Origin of the sequence: Streptomyces sp. Mut1, from assembly GCF_030719295.1 — a bacterium.
Taxonomy (GTDB): Bacteria; Actinomycetota; Actinomycetes; order Streptomycetales; family Streptomycetaceae; genus Streptomyces; species Streptomyces castrisilvae.
The window spans coordinates 5,879,616-5,895,000 of record NZ_CP120997.1 but is presented as its reverse complement, the minus strand read 5'-3'; the positions used below and the strand labels follow the sequence as shown (position 1 = coordinate 5,895,000).

Below are 15,385 nucleotides of genomic sequence, written 5' to 3'. Positions count from 1 at the left end.
GACGCCGCCGATGTGGTCCTCGTGGCCGTGCGTGAGGACGATGCCCTCGATGTCGTCCAGGCGGTCCCGGATGGTCGTGAAGTCCGGGAGGATCAGGTCGATCCCGGGCTGCTCCTCCTCCGGGAACAGAACGCCGCAGTCGACGATGAGCAGGCGGCCGCCGTACTCGAAGACCGTCATGTTGCGGCCGATTTCGCCGAGGCCGCCGAGCGGGGTGACCCGGAGGGCGCCCTTCGCGAGCTTCGGCGGGGTGCCGAGTTCAGGATGCGGATGACTCAAAAGACTCTCCTTACCACGCGCGCCACGTACCGCTTGGGCACGTGGCGCGCATGTCATTCGTGCACTTGCTGTTGTCTTGGGTGGTGCTGTGGCGCGGCATTGTCCGCGTGTTCAGTTGTGACGCGTATGCAGTTGTGAAGTCCGTTGTCAGAGCTGTACCCCGCCGGCGGCGAGATCGATCTTGAGCTGTGCCGTTTCCTGGGCGGTGAGCTCCACCAGGGGAAGGCGCAGCGGGCCCGCAGGGAGGCCCTGGAGCGTCAGCGCGGCCTTGGTGGTGATCACGCCCTGGGTGCGGAACATGCCGGTGAAGACCGGCAGCAGCTTCTGGTGGATCTCCGTGGCCTTCTGTACATCGCCGCCGAGGTGGGCCTCGATGAGGGCCCGCAGCTCGGGGGTGACGACATGGCCGACGACGGAGACGAGGCCGACCGCGCCGACCGACAGGAGCGGGAGGTTCAGCATGTCGTCGCCCGAGTACCAGGCGAGGCCGGACCGGGCGATGGCCCAGCTCGCGCGGCCGAGGTCACCCTTGGCGTCCTTGTTCGCGACGATGTGCGGGTGCTCCGCCAGCCGGACGAGCGTCTCCGTGTCGATCGGCACACCACTGCGGCCGGGAATGTCGTAGAGCATCACCGGCAGGCCGGTGGAGTCGGCGATGGCGGTGAAGTGCCGCAGCAGACCCTCCTGCGGCGGCTTGTTGTAGTACGGCGTCACCGCGAGGAGGCCGTGGGCGCCGCTGCGCTCGGCGGTGCGGGCGAGCTCGACGCTGTGGCGGGTGTCATTGGTCCCGATACCGGCGACGACGTGCGCCCGGTCGCCCACCGCTTCGAGGACAGCCCTCACGAGCTGGTCTTTCTCCGCGTCGCTGGTGGTCGGGGACTCGCCGGTGGTGCCGTTGATGATCAGGCCGTCGTTGCCTGCGTCCACCAGGTGGGTGGCGAGCCGCTGCGCGCCCTCGATGTCGAGAGCGCCGTCCGCCGTGAACGGCGTGACCATAGCGGTGAGGACCCGCCCGAAGGGGGTCTGCGGAGTGGAGATCGGAGCCATGGGTAACACGCTACTCGTTGCTCGGCGCACGGTGCCCCCTCGGGGGGACAAGCAAGAGGAGCCCGGCACTGCCTGCTCGGGGGTTCAAGCAGTGCCGGGTCCGTTTGATCAGCCTAGATGAACTTCACGAAACGCCGCAATACGGACACCGCCCTATGGGGCCACGCGTCCATTTTTGTTGAAGGCTGCATGGGTGAGCGGCATGAGCCGCGCCCAGTGCGCCTCCATCTGTTCGCCGACCATCTCGATCTCCCGCTGCGGGAACGACGGCACCTTCGCCATCTCGTGCTGCGTACGCAGGCCGAGGAAGTGCATCAGCGAGCGGGCGTTGCAGGTGGCGTACATCGTGGAGAACAGGCCGACCGGGAGCACCGCTCGGGCCACCTCACGGGCCACGCCCGCGGCGAGCATCTCCTGGTAGGCGTCGTAGGACCGCCGGTAGGACTCCTCCATGGCGCGGCTGGTGAGCGCGTGCTGCTCGGGCGTGCCCTCGACGAACTCGTACTTGCCGGGCCGTCCCTGCTGGATGAGCTTGCGGGACTCCCCCGGGACGTAGAAGACCGGTTCCAGCTCCCTGTAGCGGCCCGATTCCTCGTTGTACGACCAGCCGACGCGGTGCCGCATGAACTCGCGGAAGACGAAGATCGGGGCGCTGATGAAGAAGGTCATCGAGTTGTGCTCGAACGGACTTCCGTGCCGGTCCCGCATGAGGAAGTTGATGAGCCCCTTCGAACGCTCGGGGTCCTTGGTGACCTCCTCCAGGGACTGCTCGCCGGCCGTGGACACACGGGCTGCGAACAGTACGTCGGCGTCACCCGCGGCGGATTTCACCAGGTCAACGGTGACATCGCTGCGGAAGTGGGCCTTTGTGGGCTCGGGGGTGTCGGTCACCGACAGGGTCCTTCCAATGGCATCGCTCGGGCGGCGTCCACTCTACGGGGCGCCCGATCGGCCCGAGGCAGGCACCGCCTTACCGGGAACTCTTCGGATTTCTTCGGGCGAACCGGCGATTCGGGGCACCGATCGGGCCCGCTGTGCGTCTGACTCAGTAGCACCACCCGAAAGAGAGTTCAAGGAGAGCCACCTCATGTTCCGCCGGCGTGAATCCGTCCCGTTCTCGTTCGTAGCCGAGGCCGACCGATTCCGCAGTAACGTCACTCCGCCCCCGCGGCCCCGCAGCACCGTCTCCGAGCGGGCAGGAAGCGCTCTGGTCTGCCTTGCCGTCGTCGCCGGACTCGCCGGGGCGCTGCTGCTCGGTCTGCCCGCGCTGGCCCCCGAGAAGTCGCCTGCGCACAGTCAGCAGACCGAGGCCGCGCACGCGCGCTGACCCGGACGGACCCCCTGGGGTGGTCCGTCCGGTCACCTCCTCGGTAGCCTCACCGGGCACAGCAATCGAGCGTGCTTGTGAGTGAGGATCAGTCGTGCCCCTGCCCTTCCTGACGGCCGACCGCGCGTTTGACGCGAACGCTGAGGACGTCGCGCTGCCGTTCGACGACCACGACAGCTGGCGGCGGCCCTACCGTCCCGGTCCGTGGCGGGTCGCCGCCGCGGCCGGTCTGTTGCTGCTCGCCTCTTTCATCCTGTTCGCGGGGATGATCACCGCGTTCGCCGGAGCGCTGCCCGGGGCGGGAGCGTGCCTCGCGCTCGCCCTCGCGATCATCCTGTGCGCGCTGCGCATGCTGCGGGTCGGCGCCTGGGTGAGCCGGCACGGTGTGCGCCGCGTGGGCTTCTTCCGGACGACGACCGTGCCGTGGAACCGGGCCACCGCCGTACGTACGGTGCAGCAGCCGGTGAAGTGGCTCGGGTTGCCCCGTACGGTGCAGGGTCAGGCGCTGATCGTCGTCCGCAGGGGCGGGGACGCGGTGCCGCCGCTGCTCACCGACTCCAACGCGGACTTCCTTGCGCGGGGGGAGGCGTTCGATCGGGCCGCGGACACGATTGAGGCGTGGGGGGACGAGTACCGGCCGCAGTAGCCGGTGAGCGGGAAGAGCCGTCCGGCGGGTGAGGGTGTCCTCAATCGCCGGACGGCTCTTTTCTTTGTCCTCAAACGCCGGACGGGCTGGAGTGTTCGCCCGACGGGCTGGAGTGTTCGCCCGACGGGCTGGAGTGTTCGCCCGACGGGCTGGGGTGCTCGCCCGACGGGCTGGAGCGGTCGGTCGACGGGCCGGAGCGGTCGGTCGGCGGGACGGAGCGGTGCAGGGCGATTGCTCGTTGCATGGCCTTGCGGGCTCTGGGGGTGTCCCGGGCGTCCTGGTAGGCGACGGCCAGGCGGAACCAGCAGCGCCAGTCGTCGGGGGCGTCCTCGGTCTCCTCGCGGCGGCGTGCGAACACCGCGTCGGCGGAGTCACGGTCGATCCGGCCGCTGGGCGTACGCAGCAGCTCGTCGACCGGCAGACCGCCCTCGGCGTCCAGCTCGGCGGCCAGGGCGTTGGCCCTGCGGACGAACTGGGTGTTCTTCCACAGGAACCACACGCCGATCGCCGGCAGGACCAGCACGGCGATGCCGAAGGTCACCGTGATGAGGGTGCCGTGCTTGATGAGCAGGACGCCGCGGCTGCCGACCAGGACGAAGTAGAAGACGAGGACGGCTGCGGTGACGACGTAAGTGATCTTTGCGCGCATGGCGTGGCCAGTCAGTTCAGGTCGAGAAAGTGTTCCAGGCCGAACGTGAGGCCGGGAGTGGTCACCACGCGGCGGGCGCCGAGCAGGATGCCCGGCATGAAACTGCTGTGGTGGAGGGAGTCGTGCCGGATGGTGAGGGTCTCCCCCTCACCGCCGAGCAGCACCTCCTGGTGGGCCAGCAGGCCGCGCAGGCGGACCGAGTGGACCGGGATGCCGTCGACGTCCGCGCCGCGCGCCCCGTCCAGTGCCGTGCTGGTGGCGTCGGGCTGGGGGGCGCAGCCCGCCTCGCGGCGGGCCTCGGCGATGAGCTGGGCGGTGCGGGCAGCGGTGCCCGAGGGGGCGTCGGCCTTGTTGGGGTGGTGCAGCTCGATGACCTCGACGGACTCGAAGTAGCGGGCCGCCTGCTGCGCGAACTTCATGGTGAGGACCGCGCCGATGGAGAAGTTCGGTGCGATGAGCACACCGGTCTCCGGGGAGGCGGAGAGCCAGGTGTTCAGCTGCGCGAGCCGTTCGTCGGTCCAGCCGGTGGTGCCGACCACCGCGTGGATGCCGTGGCCGACGCAGTAGTCGAGGTTCTCCATCACCGATGCGGGGGTGGTGAGCTCGACGGCGACCTGGGCGCCGGTCTCCGTAAGGGTCTCCAGCTTGTCGCCCCGGCCGAGTGCGGCCACCAGCTCAAGGTCGTCGGCGGCCTCGACGGCTCGTACCGCCTCGGAGCCGATACGGCCCCTGGCACCGAGGACGGCCACGCGCAGCTTGCTCATTGCTCTGCTTCCTTACGGGGGGGGATCTGGGGCACGGGAGGACTTAGGAGACCGCTTCGTGGAGGCGGCCGGCCTGCTTGTCCTTCAGCGGTCCGATGACGGAGAGCGAGGGGCGGTGTCCGAGGACCTCGCCCGCCACCGAGCGGACGTCGTCCGGTGTCACCTCGCCGATACGGGCCAGCATGTCGTCTACGGACATCTGCTCACCCCAGCACAGCTCGCTCTTGCCGATGCGGTTCATCAGCGCGCCGGTGTCCTCCAGGCCGAGGACGGTGGAGCCGGAGAGCTGCCCGATGGCGCGGCCGATCTCCTCGTCGCTCAGTCCGTCCGACGCGACCCGGTCCAGCTCGTCGCGGCAGATCTTGAGGACGTCGTGGACCTGGCTGGGCCGGCAGCCCGCGTACACGCCGAAGAGGCCGCAGTCCGCGAAGCCGGAGGTGTACGAGTAGACGCTGTAGGCGAGGCCGCGCTTCTCCCGTACCTCCTGGAAGAGGCGGGAGCTCATCCCGCCGCCGAGGGCGGTGTTGAGGACGCCGAGGGCCCAGCGGCGCTCGTCCGTGCGGGCCAGTCCGGGCATGCCGAGGACCACGTGTGCCTGCTCGGTCTTGCGGCCCAGCACCTCGACGCGGCCGGCGGTGCGCAGGGCGCGGGAGCCCTCGCGGGGCGCGGTGGGGACGGCGTCGGTACGGGTGAGCGCGCCGGCCCGTTCGAAGGCCCTGCGGACCTGGCGTACGACCGTGGCGTGGTCGACGTTGCCCGCGGCGGCGACGACCAGGCGGGTGGGGTCGTAGTGCTTCTTGTAGAAGCGGGCGATCTGGCCGCGGTTCAGGGCGTTGATCGTGTCGACCGTGCCGAGCACGGGGCGGCCGAGCGGGGTGTCGCCGAGCATCGTGTGCGCGAACAGGTCGTGCACGCAGTCGCCCGGGTCGTCCTCCGTCATCGCGATCTCTTCGAGGATCACGCCGCGTTCGGCGTCGACGTCCTCGGGTTCGATCAGCGAGCCGGTCAGCATGTCGCAGACGACGTCGATGGCCAGCGGCAGGTCCGTGTCGAGGACCCGCGCGTAGTAGCAGGTGTACTCCTTCGCCGTGAAGGCGTTCATCTCGCCGCCGACCGCGTCGATGGCGGAGGAGATGTCGAGGGCGCTGCGCTTGGCGGTGCCCTTGAAGAGGAGGTGTTCGAGGTAGTGCGTCGCGCCGTTCAGGGCGGGGGTCTCGTCGCGTGATCCGACGTTGGCCCAGATGCCGAAGGTGGCGGAGCGTACGGAGGGCAGGGTCTCGGTGACGACGCGGAGACCGCCGGGGAGGACCGTGCGGCGGACCGTGCCGATGCCGTTGCTGCCCTTGAGGAGCGTTTGGGTACGGGCGACGGCCCGCCCCTCCGAGGAGGGGCGGGCCGTCGTCGCGGAACTACGGGACGTCACTTGTCGGCGTCGTCCTTCTTCTCGTCCTCTTCACCCTCGACGACGGGGATGAGGGAGAGCTTGCCGCGGGAGTCGATCTCGGCGATCTCGACCTGGACCTTGGCACCGACGCCGAGCACGTCCTCGACGTTCTCCACGCGCTTGCCGCCGGCCAGCTTGCGGATCTGCGAGATGTGCAGCAGGCCGTCCTTGCCCGGCATGAGCGAGACGAACGCACCGAAGGTGGTGGTCTTGACGACCGTACCCAGGTAGCGCTCGCCGACCTCCGGCATGGTCGGGTTGGCGATGGCGTTGATCGTGGCGCGGGCGGCCTCGGCCTGCGAGCCCTGCTGGGCACCGATGTAGATGGTGCCGTCGTCCTCGATCGTGATGTCGGCGCCGGTGTCCTCCTGGATCTGGTTGATCATCTTGCCCTTGGGGCCGATGACCTCACCGATCTTGTCCACCGGGATCTTGACGGTGATGATCCGCGGGGCGTTCGGGGACATCTCGTCCGGGACGTCGATGGCCTCGTTCATCACGTCGAGGATGTGGAGGCGGGCGTCACGGGCCTGCTTCAGCGCGGCGGCCAGGACCGAGGCGGGGATGCCGTCGAGCTTGGTGTCGAGCTGGAGCGCGGTCACGAACTGCTTCGTACCGGCGACCTTGAAGTCCATGTCACCGAACGCGTCCTCGGCGCCGAGGATGTCGGTGAGGGCGACGTAGTGGGTCTTGCCGTCGATCTCCTGGGAGATCAGGCCCATGGCGATGCCGGCGACGGCGGCCTTGAGGGGCACACCGGCGTTCAGCAGGGACATGGTGGAGGCGCAGACCGAGCCCATGGACGTCGAGCCGTTGGAGCCCAGCGCCTCGGAGACCTGGCGGATCGCGTAGGGGAACTCCTCGCGCGTCGGCAGGACCGGCACGATGGCGCGCTCGGCGAGCGCGCCGTGGCCGATCTCGCGGCGCTTGGGCGAGCCCACGCGGCCGGTCTCGCCGACCGAGTACGGCGGGAAGTTGTAGTTGTGCATGTAGCGCTTGCGGGTCACCGGGGAGAGGGTGTCCAGCTGCTGCTCCATGCGGAGCATGTTGAGGGTGGTGACGCCCAGGATCTGCGTCTCGCCACGCTCGAACAGGGCCGAGCCGTGCACGCGCGGGATGGCCTCGACCTCGGCGGCGAGCGTACGGATGTCCGTGACGCCGCGGCCGTCGATGCGGACCTTGTCCTTGATGACGCGCTCGCGGACCAGCTTCTTGGTCAGCGCGCGGTAGGCACCGGAGATCTCCTTCTCGCGGCCCTCGAAGGCCGGGAGGAGCTTCTCGCCCGCGATCTCCTTGATGCGGTCGAGCTCCGCCTCGCGCTCCTGCTTGCCGGCGATGGTGAGCGCCTTGGCCAGCTCGGTGCTGACGGCCTTGGTGAGCGCCTCCAGGACGTCGTCCTGGTAGTCGAGGAAGACCGGGAACTCGCCGGTGGGCTTGGCGGCCTTGGCGGCGAGGTCGGACTGGGCCTTGCAGAGCGCCTTGATGAAGGGCTTCGCGGCTTCCAGACCGGCGGCGACGACCTCTTCGGTCGGGGCCTCGGCGCCGTCCTTGACGAGCTGGATGGTCTTCTCGGTGGCCTCGGCCTCGACCATCATGATCGCGACGTCGCCGTCCTCCAGGACGCGACCGGCGACGACCATGTCGAAGACGGCGTCCTCGAGCTCGGTGTGCGTCGGGAAGGCGACCCACTGGCCCTTGATCAGGGCGACGCGGGTGGCGCCGATCGGGCCGGAGAAGGGCAGGCCCGCCAGGATCGTGGAGGCGGACGCGGCGTTGATCGCGACCACGTCGTACAGGTGGTCGGGGTTGAGCGCCATGATCGTCTCGACGATCTGGATCTCGTTGCGCAGGCCCTTCGTGAAGGAGGGGCGCAGCGGCCGGTCGATCAGGCGGCAGGTGAGGATCGCGTCCTCGGAGGGGCGGCCCTCCCGGCGGAAGAAGGAGCCGGGGATCTTGCCGGCGGCGTACTGCCGCTCCTCGACGTCCACCGTGAGGGGGAAGAAGTCGAGGTTGTCCTTGGGCCGCTTGGAAGCGGTGGTGGCCGACAGCACCATGGTGTCGTCGTCCAGGTACGCGACGGCGGAACCTGCGGCCTGCTTGGCAAGGCGGCCCGTCTCGAAGCGGATGGTGCGGGTGCCGAAGGTTCCGTTGTCGATAACGGCCTCGGCGTAGTGGGTCTCGTTCTCCACTAGTGAATTCTCCATACTCGTCGTCTTTCGTCCTGACGCCCGTGTGGCGTCGGACGGAGCGGAGAAGCGCGCCGTGTGTGCGGGGCCGGTCTTCGATCGAAGCTCCCGGGCGTTGTCCCGGGGGCCACTACCGAGGACCGGCGGCGGCTGTGGGCGCCTCTCCTCGTCTGTTGTTGTACGTCCAGGTTACTGAGGTTGCCCCCGTTACCGCACGTACGGCAAAGGGAGCGGCCCCCTGAGTGAGGGAACCGCTCCCTTGCGCAGCGTCCTTACTTGGCGCCGCCGGCCGCACCGCGGCGGATGCCGAGGCGGTCGACGAGCGCACGGAAGCGCTGGATGTCCTTCTTGGCCAGGTACTGCAGGAGGCGGCGACGCTGGCCGACCAGGATCAGCAGACCACGACGGGAGTGGTGGTCGTGCTTGTGCGTCTTGAGGTGCTCGGTCAGGTCCGAGATGCGGCGCGAGAGCATGGCGACCTGAACCTCGGGGGAACCGGTGTCGCCCTCCTTCTGCGCGAACTCGGTCATGATCTGCTTCTTCGTAGCGGCGTCGAGCGGCACGCGGTACTCCTCTTGGTCTTCGATGCGCCCACGAGTGCCCCTGGTCTGGTTCTCAGGGGAGCTTGGGTGACTCGGGAGCGAGGGTCCGATGAGCGCAGTTCCCAGAGCGAACCGGGAACGCGTACACAAACGGCCACAGCCAGACTACCAGCCGTCCGGACCGGCCCCGACGAGTGCCGGCCGGTGAGCGCTCGCGCGCGGGCGAGGGGGCCGGGGACCGCGAGCAACGACGTCGGGCGGGCCGTGCGTGGCCGGGGCATCGCGCGCCGCCCGCCGGCCCCGCCGGAACTCCGCGCCGGAGCGGAGCTGAGGCCACCGGGGCGTCCGGGGCACAGTTCGCGGTCGCGCGCAAGGGATCGACGGACCGGGTCCCCCGCCGCCGCGGTCCCTGTACGGTGCCCGTGCAGAGGCAGGTACGGAAAGGAACCCTCACGATGGGCACGCAGGCGGAGAAGGACGAGCTGTACGCACTCGACATCTCGGGGGTGGAGTGGCTGAGTGCACCCGGGACCGAGCAGGACGAGGAGCGCGTCGAGATCGCTCATCTTCCCGGTGGAGCGGTGGCCATGCGGTCCTCGCTCGACCCGGACACCGTGCTCCGGTACACGGAGGCCGAGTGGCGTGCGTTCGTGCTGGGTGCCAGGGACGGCGAGTTCGATCTGAAGTAGGCACGGCCGGATACGCGGGAGGGGCACGTTCGGGTGAACGTGCCCCTCGGTGCGTCCGGCGGGTTTCGTTCAGTGGGCCTCGGTGAACAGGCACGAGGCAAGGTATCGGTCACGACCTGGAGCGCTCCGTCCATCTCCTCTCCGGGTCCCAGCAGATGTTCCGTGAAACACCGCGCGGATGCGGTTCGCCATCTCCTGGACGCCGGCCGGTTCGCCCTTCCGTCCCTCACCGCACGAGATCCCCTGACCAGGGTCACGGGCCGTCAGGAACCCCGTGGGCGCCGGGCGCCACGGGCTACGAGCCGGTAGGCGATGCCTGGCCGGATGGCCCGGTTTCCCTATACAGATGTGCGCATTTGACCACTTTGGCTTTCATCCCCTGTCGCACTGGGTCCACTTGTGGGCAGTACGTGACGTACGGGACAGCTTTCGCGGTGCCGTACGGCCTGCCGTGGCGGGCCCTGTGGCGATTAGGGTGGGTCCGGACGCGGCAGAGAACCTGTGGGCAGACCATGTGCGTCCCAGGGGGAGAGCCGGGCGGTTCGCGTTACGGGAACGCCCCCACCCACCACGGCACAAAGGGTGCTCGACCACATCAGGAGGCAAAGTGAACGGCGATCGGGACGAAATGCGCGGGGGCTGGGACAAGCCCGTCGACGAGTCGTCCGACGCGGAGCCCGCCGATGTGACGGGTGAGTTCACCATCGACTACACCCCGCCCGCCTGGTACACGCAGAACGCGCCGGGCGACTCCTCGGGCGGCGCCGGGACTCCCCTGACACCGCCCCCGCCGCCGAGCGGGGAGCCGGTGCCGCTGCCCGCACCCGTACCCCCGGCTCGCGGCGGCTTCGACCCCGACTGGGCACCGGCCCCGCCGGACTCCTCCGACGACAGCGACCTGGAGAGCGGCGCCACGATGCGCTTCTCGTCCGCGGCGCTGAGGCGGGAGATCGCGGACCGGGAAGCCGCGGCCGAGGCCGAGCCGGTGGGCAGCGGCGCGGACAGCGCAGCGGCAGCCGATGCCGAGGCCGCTCCCGGCGCCGGCCCCGACTCCGCTTCCGGATCCGCCGGTTCGGGTGCGGGCGACACGGCCGCACGGGGCGACGCCCCGGGTACGGTCTTCGGCTACGAGCCCGAGGAAGCCGAGGAGACCCCGGCTGCCGGAGAACCCTCGCAGCCGTCGGCGGAGACCGGTGAGACCTCGGTGGCCCCGGCGGCCCCGGCGGCCCCGGTGGCCCCGGTGGCCCCGGTGGCCCCGGTGGCCGATGCCCCCGACGCGTCCGACGCCGACGAGCCGGACTCCTCACCGGCCGGCGAGGACGCCCCCGACGCCACGGCCGCACCGTCCGGCAGCGACCCGTCCGGCAGCGACCCATCCGGCAGCACCCCGGACGACGAGGCGGCCGGCTCCGCATCAACCGGCTCCGCGCTGCCGGACGCCGTCCCGGACGCGGCCCCCCTCGGCGTCACGTCCGACAGCGCGCCGCAGAGCGCGCCGCCGCCCTCCCCCTGGGCTCCCGCTCCGGCACAGGGCGGACTCCCGCCGCTGCCGCCCTCCTTCCAGCCGGCCGCCCCCCAGCCCGAGGCCGTGCAGCCGCCCGCCCCGCAGCCGGAAGCCGCGCAACCGGCTGCCGCACACCCCGAAGCCCAAGCCCCTGTGCCGACCCCGGCCCCGGCGCCGCAGTCCGGCTACGGCTTCCCCCAGCAGCCCCACCTCCCCCAGCAGCAGCCCCACCAACCGCAGCCGCAGCCTCAGCCGCCCTTCCCCGCCGCGAACCTCCCCGCACAACTTCCGCACGCACCCGCCCCGCAAGCCCCCCAGACGCCTCAGGCACCCCAGGCTCCCCAGGCCCCCCAGCCGCAGGCAGCCTGGCCGGCGCAGCAGCAGCCTCAGCAACCGCAGCCGCAACCGCAGCCGCAGGGGGGCTACGGCTTCCCGCAGGGCGCCCAGCCGCCGGCCCAGGGCATCCCGAACGCGCCGGCCGAGGGCGGCACGCCGAATCTCCCCGCCCAGGTCCAGCCCCACCAGCAGCACCCGCAACAGCAGCCGCAGCACCCTCAGCAGTTCCCCCAGCAACAGCAGCAGTTCCCCCAGGGGCAGGGGCAGGGGCAGCCCGTCGACCCCCGGTCCGGCACCGCATGGCCCACCCCGGTCACCCATGACCAGCGCGAGCGTTCGGTGCCGGGCGCGCCGCTCGGCTACACGGCGGCGGTGGAACTCACGGCCGACCGGCTGATCCGGGGCAAGCAGAAGGCGAAGAGCAGCCGCAACCCCTCGGGCGCCTCACGCTTCAAGCTGGGCGGCAAGAAGGAGGAGCAGGAGCGGCAGCGCAAGCTCGAACTGATCCGCACGCCGGTGCTCTCCTGCTACCGGATCGCGGTGATCAGCCTCAAGGGCGGCGTCGGCAAGACGACCACGACGACCGCGCTCGGCTCGACCCTGGCCAGCGAGCGGCAGGACAAGATCCTCGCCATCGACGCCAACCCGGACGCCGGCACGCTGGGCCGCCGGGTCCGCCGCGAGACCGGCGCGACCATCCGCGACCTGGTCCACGCGATCCCGCACCTCCACTCGTACATGGACATCCGCCGCTTCACCTCGCAGGCGCCCTCCGGTCTGGAGATCATCGCCAACGACGTGGACCCGGCGGTCTCGACCACCTTCAACGACGAGGACTACCGGCGCGCGATCGACGTGCTCGGCAAGCAGTACCCGATCATCCTCACGGACTCGGGAACCGGCCTGCTGTACAGCGCGATGCGCGGCGTACTGGACCTGGCCGACCAGCTGATCATCATCTCGACGCCCTCGGTCGACGGTGCGTCGAGTGCCTCCACGACCCTGGACTGGCTGTCGGCGCACGGCTACGCGGAACTCGTGCAGCGTTCCCTCACGGTCATCTCCGGGGTACGCGAGACCGGCAAGATGATCAAGGTCGACGACATCGTGCAGCACTTCCGTACGCGCTGCCGCGGGGTGGTCGTCGTCCCGTTCGACGAGCACCTGTCGGCGGGCGCCGAGGTCGATCTCGACATGATGCGGCCGAAGACCCGGGAGGCGTACTTCAACCTCTCCGCCCTGGTGGCCGAGGACTTCGCGCGCGCCCAGCAGCAGCAGGGACTGTGGACCTCGGACGGCGGCGCACCGCCCCCGCAGTACGCTCCGCCGATGCCCGGCCAGCAGATCCCGGGACAACCGATGCCCGGTCAGCAGATCCCAGGACAGCCGATGCCCGGTCAGCAGGCCCCGGGCCAGCAGCCGTACCCGCCGCAGCAGCCGTACGCACCTCAGCAGCCTCAGCACCCCCAGCAGCCACAGGCCCCCTACCCCGGTCAGCCGTACGCTCCCCAGCAGCCGGGCCACCAGGGTCACCCCGGACAGCCCGGTCAGCCCTACCCGCCGCAGCAACCGCACCAGCAGCAGCTGTACGGCGGCCAGCAGCCCTATCCCGCGCAGCCCGGCCCCGGCGCCGGACAGAGCTGGCAGCAGCCGCCGCCCGCGCAGGGCCACCCGGGCCACCAGGGCCATCCGAACCAGCAGAATCCGCAGGGCGGACCCGGACAGCCGAGCCAGCCCGGACAGCCTGGTCAGCCGGGCCGGGCCGGTCAGCCGGGGGCGCCCGCGCATCCGGAACTCCAGGGCCCCGTCCCGCCCGCCGGATGGCAGCAGCAGCCGCCGCCAGCGCCTCAGCAGTAAGGCGTCAGAGGTCTGAACCAATGAGGGTCCGCATCGCTTCCGCGATGCGGGCCCTTTGTGCATTCCCGCAGACCACACGCCGTTTCGAGGACCGTTGACGCGGCTCGACCACCGCTGATAGACCTTCGCATCACCAGCCGGCGAACCAGAGTTCAACCCGCCTTCTCCGTGCGAGTCATGACGCGAGGACCCTGACCATGGTCGTAAGAGTTCCACCACCCTCCGCCCAGCCACGCTCACGTCTGCGTGTGCTCCTGGCCTCCGGCGCCGCCGCCCTCGCTCTCGCAGCCGGGTCCGTCGTACCGGGCATGCCCCTCGGGGCCGCGCCCCAGCAGGCGCAGGCCGCCGACAGCGGCGACAAGACGCTGACCGTCGCGGTCGCGCAGGGCATCGACTCCCTGAGCCCGTTCCTCGCCCAGAAGCTGCTGAGCACCAGCGTGTCCCGGCTCATGTACGACTTCCTGACGAACTACGACGCCAAGGACAACCACGCCATCCCGGGCCTGGCCACCAAGTGGGAGCCTTCGGCCGACAAGCTGACGTGGACGTACACCATTCGGACCGACTCGAAGTGGTCGGACGGGCAGCAGGCCACCGCCGAGGACGCGGCCTGGACGTTCAACAAGATCATGGACGACGAGGCCGCGGCCCAGGCCAATGGCAGCTTCGTCACCAACTTCAAGAAGGTGACGGCCCCCAGCCCCACCAAGCTGGTCATAGAGCTCAAGGAGCCGCAGGCCACCATGGCCGCGCTCGACGTGCCGATCGTGCCCAAGCACATGTGGGACAAGGTCGGGGACTTCGGGAAGTTCAACAACGACGAGGACTTCCCCGTCGTCGGCAACGGACCGTTCATCCTGACCGACTACAAGGTCGACCAGTACGTGAAGCTCAAGGCCAACAAGGACTTCTGGCGCGGGGCGCCGAAGTTCGATGAGGTGGTCTTCAAGACGTACAAGGACCAGGACGCGGCCGTCGCGGCGCTCCGCAAGGGCGAGGTCTCCTTCGTCGCCGGTTCGCCCGCGCTGACGCCCGCCCAGGCGAACTCGCTCAAGGGCGACAAGAACATCAAGGTCAACGAGGGTCCGGGGCGCCGCTTCTTCGCGCTGGCCGTGAACCCCGGTGCGCAGACCAAGGACCGTAAGAAGTTCGGCGACGGCAACAAGGCGCTGCTCGACCAGAAGGTCCGCCAGGCGCTGTTCCTGTCGATCGACCGCAAGACGATCATCGACAAGGTGTTCCAGGGGCACGCCGTCGAGGGCAAGGGCTACATCCCGCCGCGCTTCCCCGAGTACGCCTGGGAGCCGTCCGCGAGCCAGACCCTCGCGTACGACCCCGACAAGGCGGGGCAGCTGCTGGACGAGGCGGGTTACAAGCTCAAGGGCGACAAGCGCGTCGGCAAGGACGGCAAGCCGCTCGACCTGCGCATCCTGTGCCACGCCACCGACCCGAACGACAAGGCGGTCGCCAAGTACCTGAAGGAGTGGTGGGGCGACCTCGGCGTCGGACTCAAGGTCGACTGCCTCGACGACGTCTCCGTGCCGTGGTTCGCCGGTGAGTACGACCTCGCCTTCGACGGCTGGTCCGTCAACCCGGACCCGGACTTCGTCCTCGGCATCCACACCTGCGCCGCGCTGCCCGTCAAGGCCAAGCAGAGCGCGGCCACGGACGACTTCATCTGCGACGAGACGTACGACGGGCTCTACAAGAAGCAGCTCGCCGAGTACGACCCCGCGAAGCGGGCCGACGTCGTCGGCCAGATGCAGTCGTGGCTGTACGACTCCGGGTACATGAACGTCATCGCGTACCCGAACGCGGTCGAGGCCTACCGCACCGACCAGATCAAGTCGATCACGACCATGCCCGAGGCGGCCGGCAACATCTACGGCCAGGACGGTTACTGGAGCTGGTGGTCGGCCGTACCGGCGAGCGGCAGCGGTGACTCGGACAGCAGCGGCTCCGGCTCCTCCACCGGTGTGATCATCGGCATCGTGGTCGCGGTCGTGGTCCTCGCAGGTGGTGGCTTCCTGATCTCGCGGCGCCGCCGCACCACGGCGGACGATCGCGAGTAGGTTCTCGAACGGGACGCGAGGCACCGGCCGGCGCGGGCGCGGC

The 15,385-nt window shown here is 70.0% G+C and carries 13 protein-coding genes (1 of these 13 running past the window's edge); 5 read left to right on the top strand and 8 right to left on the bottom strand.

What is annotated here, in order from left to right; genetic code table 11:
* The 3 genes from P8A18_RS25760 to thyX all read right to left on the bottom strand — a co-directional run.
* Nucleotides 1-279, bottom strand: the 5' end (the start) of a protein-coding gene (locus P8A18_RS25760) for a ribonuclease J (RefSeq protein ID WP_306058094.1). It extends 1,407 nt beyond the left edge of the window; 279 of the gene's 1,686 nt are visible here — the first part of the coding sequence; it begins with the start codon at nucleotides 277-279; its stop codon lies off the left edge, out of view.
* A 147-nt stretch (nucleotides 280-426) separates the two neighbouring features.
* On the bottom strand, nucleotides 427-1,326 hold the full coding sequence (gene dapA / locus P8A18_RS25755; RefSeq protein WP_306058092.1) for a 4-hydroxy-tetrahydrodipicolinate synthase: 900 nt from the start codon (nucleotides 1,324-1,326) through the stop codon (nucleotides 427-429).
* A gap of 153 nt (nucleotides 1,327-1,479) precedes the next feature.
* A complete protein-coding gene (gene thyX / locus P8A18_RS25750; RefSeq protein ID WP_306058090.1) occupies nucleotides 1,480-2,217 on the bottom strand; it encodes an FAD-dependent thymidylate synthase in 738 nt (245 codons plus the stop codon).
* A gap of 196 nt (nucleotides 2,218-2,413) precedes the next feature.
* On the opposite strand from thyX, the gene P8A18_RS25745 reads away from it, so the two are divergent.
* Nucleotides 2,414-2,653 (top strand): hypothetical protein, encoded by a 240-nt coding sequence (locus P8A18_RS25745; protein ID WP_018551852.1) that lies wholly within the window; start codon nucleotides 2,414-2,416, stop codon nucleotides 2,651-2,653.
* A 94-nt stretch (nucleotides 2,654-2,747) separates the two neighbouring features.
* Complete coding sequence (locus P8A18_RS25740; RefSeq protein ID WP_306058082.1) at nucleotides 2,748-3,299, top strand: SCO5741 family PH domain-containing membrane protein; 552 nt, start codon at nucleotides 2,748-2,750, stop codon at nucleotides 3,297-3,299.
* Between the two features lie 70 nt (nucleotides 3,300-3,369).
* Here the strand turns inward: P8A18_RS25740 and P8A18_RS25735 are convergent, their stop codons facing one another.
* The 5 genes from P8A18_RS25735 to rpsO form a co-directional block, all read right to left on the bottom strand.
* On the bottom strand, nucleotides 3,370-3,948 hold the full coding sequence (locus P8A18_RS25735; protein WP_306058080.1) for a tetratricopeptide repeat protein: 579 nt from the start codon (nucleotides 3,946-3,948) through the stop codon (nucleotides 3,370-3,372).
* A gap of 11 nt (nucleotides 3,949-3,959) precedes the next feature.
* A complete protein-coding gene (gene dapB, locus P8A18_RS25730; RefSeq protein WP_306058078.1) occupies nucleotides 3,960-4,712 on the bottom strand; it encodes a 4-hydroxy-tetrahydrodipicolinate reductase in 753 nt (250 codons plus the stop codon).
* 43 nt (nucleotides 4,713-4,755) lie between these two features.
* A complete protein-coding gene (locus tag P8A18_RS25725) occupies nucleotides 4,756-6,135 on the bottom strand; it encodes a M16 family metallopeptidase (protein WP_306058076.1) in 1,380 nt (459 codons plus the stop codon).
* A complete protein-coding gene (locus P8A18_RS25720) occupies nucleotides 6,132-8,345 on the bottom strand; it encodes a polyribonucleotide nucleotidyltransferase (RefSeq protein WP_306061149.1) in 2,214 nt (737 codons plus the stop codon). Before P8A18_RS25720 ends, P8A18_RS25725 begins: the two co-directional genes overlap by 4 nt.
* Before the next feature lie 269 nt (nucleotides 8,346-8,614).
* Nucleotides 8,615-8,905 (bottom strand): 30S ribosomal protein S15, encoded by a 291-nt coding sequence (gene rpsO / locus P8A18_RS25715; RefSeq protein WP_018551846.1) that lies wholly within the window; start codon nucleotides 8,903-8,905, stop codon nucleotides 8,615-8,617.
* A 434-nt stretch (nucleotides 8,906-9,339) separates the two neighbouring features.
* Here rpsO and P8A18_RS25710 point away from each other — a divergent pair, with 434 nt between their 5' ends.
* The 3 genes from P8A18_RS25710 (at nucleotide 9,340) to P8A18_RS25700 (ending at nucleotide 15,342) form a co-directional block, all read left to right on the top strand.
* Nucleotides 9,340-9,573: a DUF397 domain-containing protein gene (locus P8A18_RS25710; protein ID WP_018551844.1), complete on the top strand. Its 234-nt coding sequence runs from the start codon at nucleotides 9,340-9,342 to the stop codon at nucleotides 9,571-9,573.
* 607 nt (nucleotides 9,574-10,180) lie between these two features.
* Nucleotides 10,181-13,270 (top strand): SCO5717 family growth-regulating ATPase, encoded by a 3,090-nt coding sequence (locus P8A18_RS25705; protein WP_306058070.1) that lies wholly within the window; start codon nucleotides 10,181-10,183, stop codon nucleotides 13,268-13,270.
* A 197-nt stretch (nucleotides 13,271-13,467) separates the two neighbouring features.
* Nucleotides 13,468-15,342, top strand: a complete 1,875-nt coding sequence (locus P8A18_RS25700) for an ABC transporter substrate-binding protein (RefSeq protein ID WP_306058068.1) — start codon at nucleotides 13,468-13,470, stop codon at nucleotides 15,340-15,342.
* The last annotated feature ends 43 nt before the right edge of the window (nucleotides 15,343-15,385 follow it).

Coding starts and splice junctions, on each gene's coding strand:
- dapA (WP_306058092.1), bottom strand. CDS start 1,326: ATGGCTCCGATCTCCACTCCGCAGACCCCCTTCGGGCGGGTCCTCACC.
- P8A18_RS25735 (WP_306058080.1), bottom strand. CDS start 3,948: ATGCGCGCAAAGATCACTTACGTCGTCACCGCAGCCGTCCTCGTCTTC.
- dapB (WP_306058078.1), bottom strand. CDS start 4,712: ATGAGCAAGCTGCGCGTGGCCGTCCTCGGTGCCAGGGGCCGTATCGGC.
- P8A18_RS25745 (WP_018551852.1), top strand. CDS start 2,414: ATGTTCCGCCGGCGTGAATCCGTCCCGTTCTCGTTCGTAGCCGAGGCC.
- P8A18_RS25710 (WP_018551844.1), top strand. CDS start 9,340: ATGGGCACGCAGGCGGAGAAGGACGAGCTGTACGCACTCGACATCTCG.
- P8A18_RS25700 (WP_306058068.1), top strand. CDS start 13,468: ATGGTCGTAAGAGTTCCACCACCCTCCGCCCAGCCACGCTCACGTCTG.